Origin of the sequence: Acidisphaera sp. S103, assembly GCF_009765975.1 — a bacterium.
Classification (GTDB): domain Bacteria; phylum Pseudomonadota; class Alphaproteobacteria; order Acetobacterales; family Acetobacteraceae; genus Rhodopila.
Window position 1 is genome coordinate 106,932 of record NZ_LMUJ01000032.1, and the last position, 12,726, is coordinate 119,657.

Below are 12,726 nucleotides of genomic sequence, written 5' to 3' on the forward strand. Positions count from 1 at the left end.
AGCCGGCACAACCTGCAGCCCCTTCGGCTTCAGCTCCACACCCGACTTCAGCGACAAACCCCCGCGCTGTCCCGCCTCCCCACCGTTACGGCCACGCGCCGGGAACTTCACCCGCTCGAAACCGGCGAAAATCCCGAACGCGGCGTCCTCGCGAGAACTCACCTCCATCACCTGGCCCAATCCGCCGCGATACCGCCCGGCACCACCTGAATCCTGCCGCAGCTCTTTCTTCCAGATGACCAGCGGCGTGATCGCCTCCGTCGCCTCCACCGGCACGTTGCGCACACCTGATGGGAACGGGGTCGCCGATAGCCCGTCCTGTCGCGGCCGAGCACCGGCACCGCCGGAATGGAAGCTCATGACCATGAACTGTGTGCCGGCCTTGTCGCCCACCCCGGTCAGCCCATGCCCGGCGACCATTTTCAGGGTCCACAGGTTGGACGTGCCCTCGGCGGGAACGCGCCCGGGGATGGCCTGTTCCAGCGCGCCGTAGACCACATCCGGCATCATGTGGCCGATCGAGGATCGTGCGTACACCGCCGCCGGATACGTGGCACTGACGATCGTTCCGGGCGGTGCCGTCACCTTCACCGCATCCAGCGTCCCGGCATTGTTCGGAATGGTCGGCGCCACGACGCAGTTGATGCCGAACGTCGTATAGGCTTCCGTATAGCACAGCGGACAGTTGATCGCGTACGTGGACATCCCCGACGTGCCGGTGAAATCCACATGGATCGTGTCCTCGCCGATGGTAACCGATGCAACCAGATCGAGCGGCTCCTCATACCCGTCTACCCGCATCGTATTCGTCCACGTCCCTTTCGGCAGCTTGCCAATCGCCTCGGACATCGCGCGGCGGCTGCGCGTAATGATCTCCTCACCCAGCATATCCAAATCGTCCAGCCGGAATTCGCGCATCATCGACACCAGCCGCCGGCTGCCGATGTCGTTGCAGGCGATCAAGGCGTAGACGTCGCCGATGACCTGCACCGGTTCGCGCACATTCGCGCGTATCATCGCCAGCAGGTCTTCGTTCATCACCCCCGCGCGTGCCAGGCGCAGCAGCGGAATGAACAAGCCTTCGTGCCAAATCTGCCGTCCCTCCGGTGTCTGTCCGACCCCGCCCATGTCGACCAGATGCGAGGTGCAGGCGAACAGCGCAACGATCCGGCCATCCATGAACGTCGGCGAAACGACCACCAGGTCGTACAGATGCCCGGTGCCCTTCCACGGATCGTTGGTGATGTAGACATCACCTTCCTTCATGTCCTCCACCGGGAAGACTTTTAGAAAATGCCCGACCGAGGCCGCCATCGTATTGATATGCCCCGGCGTTCCCGTCACCGCCTGCGCCAGCATCCGTCCGCGCAGATCGAACGCCCCGGCGGAGATATCCCCCGCCTCCCGCGCCGACGTACTGAACGCGGTCCGCACCAACGTTTGCCCTTGCTCCTCAACCACCGACAGCAGCCGGTTCCACATGATCTGGACGTCGATTTCGGAGACGTTACGGCGGTCGCTCATGCGAGACCTCCCTCGATAATGATTTCGCCGCCATGGGCGATACGCGCCGAAAAACCGGTGGGAACGATGGTGGTGGTGCCGTCCTCGACCACCGCCGCCGGTCCGGAAAACGCCGTGCCGGGCAGCAGCGATGCCCGCGCGTAAACCGGGGCATCGATTGTGGTCCCGGTCAGCGACTCAATCATTTCGCGTGTCCCCTGCGCTACCGCCTGCCCGGTTGCAACTACAAGCGGGTCGGCTGACGGCAATGCGTATGGTTCCGACAATGCCAGCGTCCAGGTAACGGCCTCGATCTCCAATCGTGGAATGATTCGGCCGAACAATTGCGCATACGTGGCTTCGAAGACACCACGCAGGGCGGCGGGATCGAGCGCGGCTCCGTCGAGCGGCACCGCGATCTCGTGCCCCTGGCCGCGATACCGCATGAAGGCCGTTCGTCGTTCGGCCAGCGTGCCGGACGGGACGCCAAGACGCACAACCATTTCGGCTTCGGCGCGCATGTCGCCGAACAGGTCCTCGACCACGTCGGCATCCAGATCGTCGAGCCGAAGCAGGAACGTTCTGGCGACCTCGTAAGCGATGGGCGCATCCAGGAACCCGTGCGCGGATCCCACGCCGGCATCGACCGGGATCACGATGCGGCTGATGCCCAGCTTTTGCGCCAATCGAACAGCGTGCAGGGGGGCGGCGCCGCCGAAGGCGATCAGGGTGCGGCCGGCTGTGTCCTTGCCGTTCTCCACCGCGTGGACCCGAGCCGCGCTGGCCATGGTCTCATCGACGATCTCGACAATCCCGCGGGCGGCTTCCGCTGCGGACATGTCCAGTCTGGATCCCACGTCGGTCAGCACCGCTCGTTTGGCGCGATCGGGGTCCAGGCCAATCTTGCCGCCGGCGAAGCGGACGGGGTCTATCCGCCCCAGCACCACATCGGCGTCGGTCACTGTCGGCGCGGTGCCGCCGCGTCCGTAACACGCCGGCCCGGGATCGGAGCCAGCACTATCCGGCCCCACGACGATTCGGCGCAGGGAATCCACGCGGCCGATCGACCCGCCGCCGGCGCCGATCTCAACCATGTCGATCACCGGAATCCGCACCGGAATGCCACTCCCCTTGGCGAACCGATACGCGCGGGCAACCTCGAAATGCCGTGACTGCTGCGGCGTATAATCGTCGATCAACGTGATCTTCGCAGTCGTCCCACCCATGTCGAACGACAAAGCTCGGTCATAGCCGCCCAACGCCGCGATCCGTCGCGCCAAAATCACCCCGCCGGCTGGCCCGCTTTCCACCAGCCGCACCGGGAACCGCGTCGCCGTCTCCACCGTGCAAATCCCGCCCGAGGACATCATCAGCAGCAGCGGGCAGGTCACCCCCAGCCCCGCCAATCCGGCCCGCATACGCCCAAGATAACTGGCCATCAACGGCAGCACATAGGCATTGGCGACGGTGGTCGAGGTCCGCTCATATTCACGGATTTCGCGGCAGACCTCCGACGACAGCGTGATCGCCAGTCCGGGCATCGCGGCGGCCAGCAAATCCCGGGCACGCTCTTCATGCGCCGGGTTGACGTAGGAGTGCAGGAAACTGATCGCCAATGCCTCGATCCGTTCGGCTTTCAGCACGGACACCAGACCCAGCAGCGCATCCTCATCCAACGCCAGCAGTACCGATCCGTCGGCGGCCAGGCGTTCGGGAACCTCCAGCCGCAAATCGCGCTCGACCAACGGCACCGGCCGTTCCATATACAAATCGTATTGTTCGAACCGATGCTCGTAGGCGATTTCCAGCGAATCCCGGAAACCGGCGGTGGTGATCAACGCGGTGCGGGCACCCTTGCGCTCGATCAGGGCGTTGGTCGCCAGTGTGGTGCCGTGGACCACCAAGTCCAACGCCGATCCGTCGATCCCGGCTTCGGTCAGGATCTGACGCGTCCCGGCGATCACCGCTTCGTCGGGCGCCCCTGGTGTCGTCAGCAATTTGGTGGAAACGGTCCGGTCCGGCAAAGACAGCACAAGGTCGGTGAACGTGCCGCCGATATCGACGGCTAGACGGGTCCGGACGGTCATGAAGCGAGCAAGCCTTGTGTTGTTCGCCGGGACGGTAAGCTGGCCACGGCCGGATGGGAAGCAGCTACACAGCCGATAACGGCGGCGCCACGTCCTCCAGCGACCGTCTCTCCGCATTCGCTGCCAGGAACCCGGCGACCACGGCCGCGACGACCATCAGCACCCCACCCAGCAGATAGCCGTAGAAGATCGAGACCCGCGATCCGGTGTCGATCAGGGCGCCGAACAGGGCAGGGCCGGCGACCCCGCCAACGCCGGTGCCGAACGCATAGAACAGCGCGATGGCGATGGCCCGCACCTCCAGCGGAAAACTCTCCCCCACCGTCAGATAGGCCGAACTCGCCGCAGCCGAGGCGACGAAGAATATCCCCGTCCAGGCCAGCGTCTGCTGCATCGCATCCAGCCAGCCCATGGTGAACAGCCACCCGGTCAGCACCATCAGCACGCCGGACACACCGTAGGTCGCGGTGATCATGATCCGCCGGCCAATCGTGTCGAACAATCGGCCCAGCACCAGCGGTCCCAGGAAATTGCCGATCGCGAACGGCAGCATGAACAGGCCGACATGGCCCGACGGCACCTTGTAAAAGCGCGTCAGGATCAGCGCATAGGTGAAGAATACCGCATTGTAGCAGAACGCCTGCGCCGCCATCAGCGTGACCCCCAGCCAGGTCTGCCGCCGATAGGTGGTGACCAGCGCCTTCGCGCCGGCCTTGAACCAGGAATGGATGTCGGTCCGCAGTCTTAGCGAGCCGGGTGGCACGGGGGGCAGAGGCCGGCCGGTTTCGCGTTCGATGCGCGCCTCGATTTCGCCGACGATGCGTTCGGCCTCCTCAGGCTGGCCATGGGTCATCAGCCAGCGCGGGCTTTCCGGCAGGAAGCGCCGCAGCAGCAGCACGATGAACCCCAGAACCCCACCGATGATGAAGGCGGCACGCCAGCCGAGCTCGGTAGGCACCAGCTTCGGATCCAGCACCACCGTTGCGCCCAGTGCGCCGATGGCCGCCCCCAGCCAGAAGCTGCCGTTGATGACAAGATCGGTGAAACCCCGGCGCCTGGCGGGGATCATCTCCTGGATGGTGGCGTTGACCGCGGCATACTCGCCACCGATGCCGGCGCCTGTGAGCAGCCTGAACAACGCGAACGACCAGAAATTCCACGACAACCCGCAGGCGATGGTGGCGACCAGGTAGACCAGCACCGTCACCGTAAACAGCTTCTTGCGGCCCAACCGGTCGGTCAACCAGCCGAAGAACAGCGCCCCACCCACAGCCCCGACCAGATACGCACTGGCCGCCGCACCGACCTCGCTGCCGGACAAATGCAGCGTCGGACTGTCCGACAGCGCGCCGGACAGCGAGCCGACGATGGTCACCTCCAACCCGTCCAGGATCCAGGCGATCCCCAGAGCAAAGATCACCAGCCAGTGAAAGCCGGCCCAGGGCAGGCGATCCAGCCGGTTGGGGACGTTCGTTTCGTAGACGTCGTGTGGGTCCGGCGTTTCGTCGATTTTCGTCCCATCCCGCATTGCCCGGCCTGCCTTTTTATTGCCTACTCGCGGGCACCGAACCCGGAGAAACCGACAGATGGGTGCTTTCGAGACCTCAGTTGAAGCAACGATCGCGCGATGGTTCGGAATCAAGCCGCCGAACGAGCCAGCCCAGCGGCTGGCAGCGGAACTGGCCGACACGGTCGCGGCCTTCGAGGCACTGCGCGGCACGCTGGTGTTCGAGGATGAACCATCCAGCTTCGAAGCCGCCCTGCAAGCGACCAAGGAGAAGGCATAATGGCTGGTCTGGCCGATATCAGCCTGATCCAGGCCGCCGATGCGGTTGCCTCCGGCGAAACCACCTCACTGGAACTGCTGCACGCCTGCTGGGCCAACCTCGACGCGGCCAACCCCCGGGTGAACGCTGTAATCTGGCAGGAGCGTGAACAGGCCGAAGCAGCCGCTCGGGCCGCCGACGAAGCGGTGCGCAACAAGCAGCGCCTGGGGCCGCTGCATGGCGTGCCGATGGCTCACAAGGATATGTACTACCAGGCCGGCAAGCTGAGCACCTGCGGGTCGGCGCTACGGAGGGATTTCCGACCGACTGTCACCGCCACGGTGATCGAACGCCTGTCGGCAGCCGGCGCGTACACCTTCGCCGGCCTGAACATGGCGGAGTTCGCGCAGAACCCGACCGGCCACAACAAGACGTTCGGCGACTGCCACAACCCGTGGAACCTGCCCTACATCACCGGCGGATCGTCGTCGGGGTCGGGTGCCTCGGTGGCGGCGCGATTCAACTACATGGCGCTGGGATCGGACACGGGCGGTTCCATCCGGCTGCCGGCGTCGGCCTGCGGCGTAACCGGGTTGAAGCCGACACAAACCCGCGTCTCGCGCTACGGCGTGATGCCGCTGTCATTTTCCCACGACAATGTCGGCCCGCTGGCCCGCACCGCCCGCGATTGCGCGCGTGTCCTGACGGTGATCGCCGGGCATGATCCGCTGGATCCGACCAGTTCGCGCGAACCGGTGCCGCGCTACGAGATGTTCATGGATAACGACCTGCGTGGCGTGCGGGTCGGCGTTCCGACCAATGTTTTCCTCGATGGCGCCGACGAGCCGGTCGTCGCGGCGATGGAAGCCGCCCTGGCGGTGCTGGAAGGGCGTGGCGCCACGGTCAGCCGGTTCGAGCTGCCGCTGATGGATGCGGTCGCGGCGTACGGCGGGATCGTCTCGCGCGTCGAGGCGGCGCCGATCCATGCCGAGTGGATGCGATCCGACCCGCAAGCCTATGGCGCCCATATCAGCGGGCGGATGTATCCCGGCTATGCCATTCCCGCCGCGTACTATGTCGAGGCACTCAGCCGCCGCGGTCCGGTGCTGAAAGCCTTTGCCGCCGAGGTCTTCGCCAAGGTCGACGTCCTGGTGACGCCAACCATCCGCACCTGCCTGCCGACGCTGCAGGAAACCGACATCGATCACGGGCCGCCAGGGACCGAAACGAAGTTCATGGCGGTGTCGGCGAACACACGGCCGTTCAACTACCTGGGTCTGCCGGCGATCAGCGTGCCGTGCGGGTTCGATCCGAACGGCTGCCCGATCGGGTTGCAGATCGCCTGCCGCCCCTTCGGCGAGGGGCGCATCCTGAAAGTCGCCGGCGCCTATCAGATGGATACACGCTGGCATTGGGACCGGCCGCCCGTCCTGAGTGCCGCGGCATGAGCAAGCCGAAAGTCGCCTTCATCGGCACCGGCGGAACCATCGCCTCGCTGGGGCGAGGTCCCCTGGATCTGCAAGACTACGGCGCGGCCGGGAATGTCATGCACGCCGACGAGATCCTGGCACGTTGGCCGGAAACCGCACTGGTCGCCGACGTGATGGCCGTGCGCTACCGCAACATCGTCAGCCCGGCGATCAACTTCACCGACTGGAAGGCGCTGGCCGCCCTGTGCAAGCAACTCGTCCACGATCATCCCGACCTGGCCGGGATCGTCATCGGCCACGGCACCGCGACGCTGGAGGAGACAGCGTATTTCCTCAACCTGACGGTCAGGGTGTCGATACCGGTGGTGATCGTCGGCGCACAGCGCCCGTCCAGCGGCCTGTCCACCGATGCCGGACTGAACCTCGTCAACGCCATCCGCGTCGCCGCCAGTCCCGATGCGCGTGACATGGGTGTCCTGGTGATGCTGAACGACGAAATCCACGCGGCGCGGGAGGTGACGAAGACCGCCACCATGCGGTTGCAGACGTTTCGAACCCCGGATTTCGGCGTCCTGGGCCATGCCGATGGCGATGCTGTCGCGTTCTACCGTCGCCCGATCCGCCGGCACGCGCCGGACACCGAGTTCGACATCACCGCCATCGAGGCGCTGCCCCGGGTCGACATTTCCTACTCCTACGCCGGCGGTGACGGTGTGGCAGTCCGAGCCTTCATGGCGGCCGGTGCGAAGGGCATCATCGCCGCGGGCTTCGCGCCGGGCTTCTGCCCGCCGGCCGAAATCGAGGCGCTGACCGAGGCCGCGGCCCAAGGCATCGTCGTGGTACAGTCCACCCGGGCCGGGTCAGGACGCGTATTTCGCGGGACGAAACTACGGCAGGCCGGATTCCTGATCGCCGACAACCTGAACCCGCAGAAGGCACGCGTCCTGCTGGCCCTGGCGCTGACCGTCACCAACGATCCGGACACGATCACCCGCATGTTCCGGACCTATTGAGGATGGCGGACGCCGAAGCCATACGCGCTTTCGAGCATGCCGGCTGGGAGCGGGCGGCCGGCGGTTACGAGGCATCCTTCGCCACCGCCACCCGCACGTTCATCCCCGCCCTGCTGGACGCCGCCGGGGTCGAGGCAGGCCAGTCCGTGCTGGACGTAGCCTGCGGGCCGGGCTTCGTCACGGCCGGGGCAGCCGAACGCGGCGCCATCGTGCGCGGGCTGGATTTCTCCGCCGCCATGTTGGGCGTCGCCCGGACACGTCACCGCAACATCGTGTTCGATCAGGGAGATGCGGAAGCCCTGCCGTATCCCGAGGGCCACTTCGACGCGGTGATATCCAACTTCGGTATCCACCACGTGCCCCGACCCATCGAGGCGTTGCGGCAGGCGTATCGCGTATTGCGTCCGGGTGGCCGCCTGGCGTTCACCATCTGGGCCGCGCCGAGTGAAAACATCGCTTGGAAACTGGTGTTCGACGCCATCCGGTCGGAAGGCGACATGGCGGCATCACGAGCACCCGCGCCGGGCGGCGGCTTCGGCACACCGACGGACTGCGAGTCCGCCCTGGAACAGGCTGGCTTCACCGGGATCAGTTCACGCAAGCTGACCGGTCTGTGGCACCATGCCAACGGGCGGGCGTTGCTAGATGCGCTGCGAGCCGGCACCGCTCGGATGGCGGCGCTGATCGAGGCCCAATCCGCCACTGATATCCCGGGGATCGTCGCCGCGATCGACCGGGCCGCCGCCGCATATCGGGATGCCGATGGCCTCGCCATCCCGATCGCGGCTTTTGTCGCCTACGGCCACAAGGCCTGAAACTATGCCCGTTGCGGCATCGCCTGCGGGATGACCGTGGTGACGATGGACGCGTCCAGCGCCTCATAATCATGGTAGCCGATCGTGGCGTAGAGTTCCGCGCGGGTCTGCATGGCATCGGTCACGTTGTGCGTGCCGCCGTCCTTCCGGATCGCGGCATACAGTTTCTGCTGCGCCTTGTTGGCGACGCGCAGGCTGCTGACCGGCCAGATCACCATCTTGTAGCCCATCGCCTCGAATTCGGCGGCGGTGAAGAACGGGGTACGACCGAACTCCGTCATGTTAGCCAGCAGCGGAACACCGGGCAGACGACTGGCGACTTCCTTGAACATCTCCGCCGTGGTTAGCGCTTCGGGGAAGATCGCGTCGGCCCCAGCGTCCAGGAACAGTTTCGCTCGGCCGACGGACCCGTCGATGCCTTCCGATGCGGCGGCGTCGGTGCGGGCGATGATGTAGAGGTGGCGGCGGGCCTTGCGGGCAGCGGCGATCTTGGCCGCCATGTCATGCGGGTCCGCCAGCTTCTTGTCGTTCAGATGGCCGCATTTCTTGGGGAGAAGCTGATCTTCGATATGCACGGCGGCGGCGCCGGCATCCTCGAAGCTGCGAACCATGTGCATGACGTTGAGCGCTTCGCCATAGCCGGTGTCGCCGTCCGTCAGTAGCGGCAGGCCAGTGGCGCGGGCGATCTGGCGGATGAAGAAGCAGACCTCATCGACGGTGATCATGCCGAGGTCGGGAATGCCCATGGAGGCGGTCATGGCGGCGCCGGACAGATACAGGCCCTCGAACCCGGCCTGCTTGGCCTGCAGGCCGGCCTGGCCGTTATGCGCGCCGGGAAGCTGGACGATGCCCGGACGGGCAAGCAGGGCGCGGAAACGCTCCCCAGCGGGGGCGGTCGGCAGGTCGTCGGCGACGAGATAGGTCATGGCAACAGGCTCCTTCTCGCACCCGGATAGCGGATTGGGGGCGGGAAGAACAGGGTCGGGGCCTGACGGCGAGGATGTACCGGGGGATCGGCCGCTGGTAGTACAAGCAGCTTCAATCAGCTTCACCTCAAGGCAAAGCCGACGCATCTGCATCCAATTTCAATATAGCTGAAATGAACTGGCAATGCACTTGTAAAATACCGAAATAAATTGAGTGCGGCGACGCTGGTACTTATGGTGGTTCGGCCTGCAATCCTCCGGAGAGAGGGTGCCTTTCGGCAAAAAGAGCAATACGGGAGGTTAAATCCAATGCGTAAAATGCGTGGTTTGCTGCAAGTGGCTGTATTGGGTCTGGCAAGTCTCTGCACATCGACGGCGAAGCCGGCCGAACAGGTTCCGGGTGTTACCGATACCGAGATACTGATCGGGACTGTGACCGATCTATCAGGGGTAACCGCAATCCAGGGGGTGAATAACGCGAACGCCATCCGTCTGATGTTCGACGAAGCCAACAGTAAAGGCGGGATCAACGGGCGTAAGATCCATTATATCGTGGAGGACAGCCAGTATCAGGTTCCGCGTGCCGTGCAGGCGATGAACAAGCTGCTCAACAACGACAGGGTGTTCATGACGATCCAGGACGGCGGCACGCCGATGAACAACGCGACATGGCCAATGGCGCTGGAAAAAGGAACGCCAAAGCTGTTGCCGTTGACCGCGGCCCGATCGATGTACGAACCGTTCAACAAGCTGAAGTTCAGCCAGACATCATCCTATGTCGACCAGATGCGGGCAGGGGTGAAGTATTTCATCGACAGCCGCGGCAAGAAAGCCATCTGCATCATGTATCAGGACACCGATTTCGGAAAAGACGTCCTGGCCGGCGTGACGTTGCAGACCGAGGCCGAGAACCTGAAAATCGTCGCGATGACGGCGCACAAGCCGACCGACACCGATTTTTCCGCGGCCATCGCCAAATTGCGAGAGGCGCACTGTGATCTTATCACGCTCGGAACGATCGTCCGGGATACCATGATCATCATCTCGACGGTGAAAAAGGCCGGCTGGGATGTCGATCTGCTGGGGCAGGCGGCGTCATACGATACGGCCATTGCAACCGCACCGGGCGGCACCGGGGAAGGTTTCTACTCGATGACGCCGACGCTGTATGCCTATCCGGATGATCCGCGGCCGGAAATTCACGATCTGATGGCCCGGTACAAGGCTCGGTATGGTTTCGAGCTGAACTACATCGGTCAGACCGGGATATCGGTCGCACAGATCGCTCTGGCAGCTCTGAAGGGGGCGGGTCGGGATCTGACGGTCGACAGTCTGGTGACCTCGATGGAGAGCCTGCACGAATTCACCGATATCTACGGCAACACTTACTCCTTTGGTCCGAACCAGCATCACGGATCGACCAAGGCATTCCTGGCGGTGATCAAGGATGGCCGCTGGGTGCCAGTGGTGCAGGCCCCCTTGGCGTATTGAGAGTTGGCCGCCTGGCGATTTGTCAGGCGGCCGCCTTTTTCTGCCGGAACGAGCGAGCGGGGCGGCGCGTTTACATCGCATTGCTCATGCCGCGAATGCGGCGTGCCATCGCACCCATGATGTAGTGGGCGAAATTGGGGACCTCATCGACCATGAAGCGAAATTTCCGCGGATCGATGATGGAAAGCTCCGCCGCCTCCCGGACCTGGGCGGTCGAACTGCGCGGTGCCTCGTCGATCATCGACATGAAGCCGATCGCCTCGTTGGGACCGCACACCTCGACGACCTTGTTGCCGATCAACATCTCGATGACGCCGGACTGCACCACGTACATGCAGGAACCCGGGTCACCTTTGTTGAAAACGGTACTACCGGCCGGGTAGGTGATGTTGACGCCAGCGTTTTTCGCGAACATGCGCATATCGATTTCGGTCACGACGATCCCTTCTTTCCCCAAGCAACACGACCGACAAGCTTATTATCGATATTCCGCGGATAGAAAGGGTTATTCGGGGACATTGAAATATTTTTGTCATAAACCTTGGCCGGCAGCTGGCGCACGCCCGGCGCAACGACTCTGGCGGTGTCGGCAGCACCCTGTTTCGAACGGTGTTTTCAGGCCGCCACTTTCCGATGCTTCGGCCAGCGCGCGGCGACCTGGGGCAGCACGTCCTCCACCAGCCGTTTGGTCTGCGCGAACATGTCCGCATCACCGTCGGCGATCGGGCGCAGAATGAACTTCGATGCGCCCGCTTCGATATAGTCGGTCAGGCGGCGCAAAATCACCTCGGCATCACCCATCGCGAACAAACCGCTCGGGTCGCGGCCGGTGCGGGCTTTGTATTGCTCCATCACCTTCGCCACGCCCGGATCGTCCGGCCCGCCGAAGCGGAAGGCAAACGCGGCACCGTAATGATCCTCGTCGATCGAGCGGCCGGTTTCGGTCAGCGCCTGCTTGATCCCAGCGATCACCTCACCGACGAATTGCGGCGTTTCGGCCCCAGCCTGCCAGCCGGTGCCAACACGAGCGGTGCGTTTGATGGCGGCGTCCGACGAACCGCCGATCCACATCGGCAGGTCGGGCTGAACCGGCACCGGCGCGATCGAGGCCTTGGTCAGCTTGAAATGCCGGCCATCGAAATCCAGCGCCTCCCCGGCCCACAGGCGGCTGATGATCTCCAGCGCCTCATCCGTCTTGCGGCCGCGCGTGGTGGTGTCGACATGCATGGCCGTCCATTCCGCCCCGCGCGGGCTGCCGATGCCAAACCCGGGCAGCAGCCGGCCATTGGAAAGCACATCGATCGTGGCACATTGTTTCGCCAGCAGTACCGGCTCCCGCAGTGCCACCGACACGACGTTGACGCCGAACTTGATCCGTTTGGTGCGTCCGGCGATGGCAGCGAGCGCTGTCATGCACTCCAGGATCGGGGTGCGACTGACGATGCGGTCGGTTTGCCAGATCGAGTCCAGCCCGCCCTGCTCACACAGATCGACCCAGCGCCAGAACCCGTCCGCGCTTTGGAACGGATACTCCATGATCCCGACGCCGACCGCGATGTTGCGCGCCATCCCTGATCTCCTTGAACCGTAGCCTGGGATGGTCCCGCGATTCAGGGCCGGAGGCAATGTGCCGCTGCTTTCCCGTCCCGGCGGAACCGGGTTACACTCAGCCGCGTCGACCAAAAGGGCAGGAAA

General features: G+C 64.3%; 11 protein-coding genes. 5 read left to right on the top strand and 6 right to left on the bottom strand.

Annotation, left to right across the window (positions count from 1 at the left end):
- From GSQ89_RS06525 to GSQ89_RS06535, 3 genes are all read right to left on the bottom strand, one after another.
- On the bottom strand, positions 1-1,524 hold a 1,524-nt coding region (locus GSQ89_RS06525; protein ID WP_158923222.1), incomplete at its 3' end, for a hydantoinase B/oxoprolinase family protein.
- Positions 1,521-3,590, bottom strand: coding sequence for a hydantoinase/oxoprolinase family protein (locus GSQ89_RS06530; protein WP_158923224.1), 2,070 nt, complete (start codon positions 3,588-3,590; stop codon positions 1,521-1,523). The genes GSQ89_RS06530 and GSQ89_RS06525, both read right to left, overlap by 4 nt.
- A 64-nt stretch (positions 3,591-3,654) precedes the next feature.
- Positions 3,655-5,118, bottom strand: coding sequence for an MFS transporter (locus GSQ89_RS06535; RefSeq protein WP_158923226.1), 1,464 nt, complete (start codon positions 5,116-5,118; stop codon positions 3,655-3,657).
- A 58-nt stretch (positions 5,119-5,176) separates the two neighbouring features.
- On the opposite strand from GSQ89_RS06535, the gene GSQ89_RS06540 reads away from it, so the two are divergent.
- Genes GSQ89_RS06540 through GSQ89_RS06555 form a run of 4 tightly spaced genes read left to right on the top strand, consistent with a single transcriptional unit; the run spans position 5,177 to position 8,614 of the window.
- Positions 5,177-5,377: a hypothetical protein gene (locus GSQ89_RS06540; RefSeq protein ID WP_158923228.1), complete on the top strand. Its 201-nt coding sequence runs from the start codon at positions 5,177-5,179 to the stop codon at positions 5,375-5,377.
- Positions 5,377-6,804: an amidase gene (locus GSQ89_RS06545; protein ID WP_158923230.1), complete on the top strand. Its 1,428-nt coding sequence runs from the start codon at positions 5,377-5,379 to the stop codon at positions 6,802-6,804. Before GSQ89_RS06540 ends, GSQ89_RS06545 begins: the two co-directional genes overlap by 1 nt.
- Positions 6,801-7,799, top strand: a complete 999-nt coding sequence (locus GSQ89_RS06550; RefSeq protein WP_158923232.1) for an asparaginase — start codon at positions 6,801-6,803, stop codon at positions 7,797-7,799. Before GSQ89_RS06545 ends, GSQ89_RS06550 begins: the two co-directional genes overlap by 4 nt.
- A gap of 2 nt (positions 7,800-7,801) precedes the next feature.
- On the top strand, positions 7,802-8,614 hold the full coding sequence (locus tag GSQ89_RS06555; protein WP_158923233.1) for a class I SAM-dependent methyltransferase: 813 nt from the start codon (positions 7,802-7,804) through the stop codon (positions 8,612-8,614).
- 2 nt (positions 8,615-8,616) lie between these two features.
- On the opposite strand, the gene prpB is transcribed toward GSQ89_RS06555, so the two are convergent.
- On the bottom strand, positions 8,617-9,540 hold the full coding sequence (prpB, locus tag GSQ89_RS06560; protein ID WP_158923235.1) for a methylisocitrate lyase: 924 nt from the start codon (positions 9,538-9,540) through the stop codon (positions 8,617-8,619).
- 309 nt (positions 9,541-9,849) lie between these two features.
- Here prpB and GSQ89_RS06565 point away from each other — a divergent pair, with 309 nt between their 5' ends.
- Positions 9,850-11,031 (top strand): ABC transporter substrate-binding protein, encoded by a 1,182-nt coding sequence (locus GSQ89_RS06565; protein WP_158923237.1) that lies wholly within the window; start codon positions 9,850-9,852, stop codon positions 11,029-11,031.
- Positions 11,032-11,101: 70 nt separating this feature from the next.
- Here GSQ89_RS06565 and GSQ89_RS06570 read toward each other — a convergent pair whose 3' ends face one another.
- Together GSQ89_RS06570 and GSQ89_RS06575 are read right to left on the bottom strand one after the other, a co-directional pair.
- Positions 11,102-11,467: a Crp/Fnr family transcriptional regulator gene (locus GSQ89_RS06570; RefSeq protein WP_158923239.1), complete on the bottom strand. Its 366-nt coding sequence runs from the start codon at positions 11,465-11,467 to the stop codon at positions 11,102-11,104.
- Between the two features lie 179 nt (positions 11,468-11,646).
- Positions 11,647-12,600, bottom strand: coding sequence for an LLM class flavin-dependent oxidoreductase (locus GSQ89_RS06575; protein WP_158923241.1), 954 nt, complete (start codon positions 12,598-12,600; stop codon positions 11,647-11,649).
- Positions 12,601-12,726: the final 126 nt, after the last annotated feature.

What these genes read in the sequence shown, in the direction of transcription:
- GSQ89_RS06530 (WP_158923224.1), bottom strand. Translation starts at nt 3,590, where the DNA reads ATGACCGTCCGGACCCGTCTAGCCGTCGATATCGGCGGCACGTTCACC.
- GSQ89_RS06535 (WP_158923226.1), bottom strand. Translation starts at nt 5,118, where the DNA reads ATGCGGGATGGGACGAAAATCGACGAAACGCCGGACCCACACGACGTC.
- GSQ89_RS06540 (WP_158923228.1), top strand. Translation starts at nt 5,177, where the DNA reads ATGGGTGCTTTCGAGACCTCAGTTGAAGCAACGATCGCGCGATGGTTC.
- GSQ89_RS06545 (WP_158923230.1), top strand. Translation starts at nt 5,377, where the DNA reads ATGGCTGGTCTGGCCGATATCAGCCTGATCCAGGCCGCCGATGCGGTT.
- GSQ89_RS06550 (WP_158923232.1), top strand. Translation starts at nt 6,801, where the DNA reads ATGAGCAAGCCGAAAGTCGCCTTCATCGGCACCGGCGGAACCATCGCC.
- GSQ89_RS06555 (WP_158923233.1), top strand. Translation starts at nt 7,802, where the DNA reads ATGGCGGACGCCGAAGCCATACGCGCTTTCGAGCATGCCGGCTGGGAG.
- prpB (WP_158923235.1), bottom strand. Translation starts at nt 9,540, where the DNA reads ATGACCTATCTCGTCGCCGACGACCTGCCGACCGCCCCCGCTGGGGAG.
- GSQ89_RS06565 (WP_158923237.1), top strand. Translation starts at nt 9,850, where the DNA reads ATGCGTAAAATGCGTGGTTTGCTGCAAGTGGCTGTATTGGGTCTGGCA.
- GSQ89_RS06575 (WP_158923241.1), bottom strand. Translation starts at nt 12,600, where the DNA reads ATGGCGCGCAACATCGCGGTCGGCGTCGGGATCATGGAGTATCCGTTC.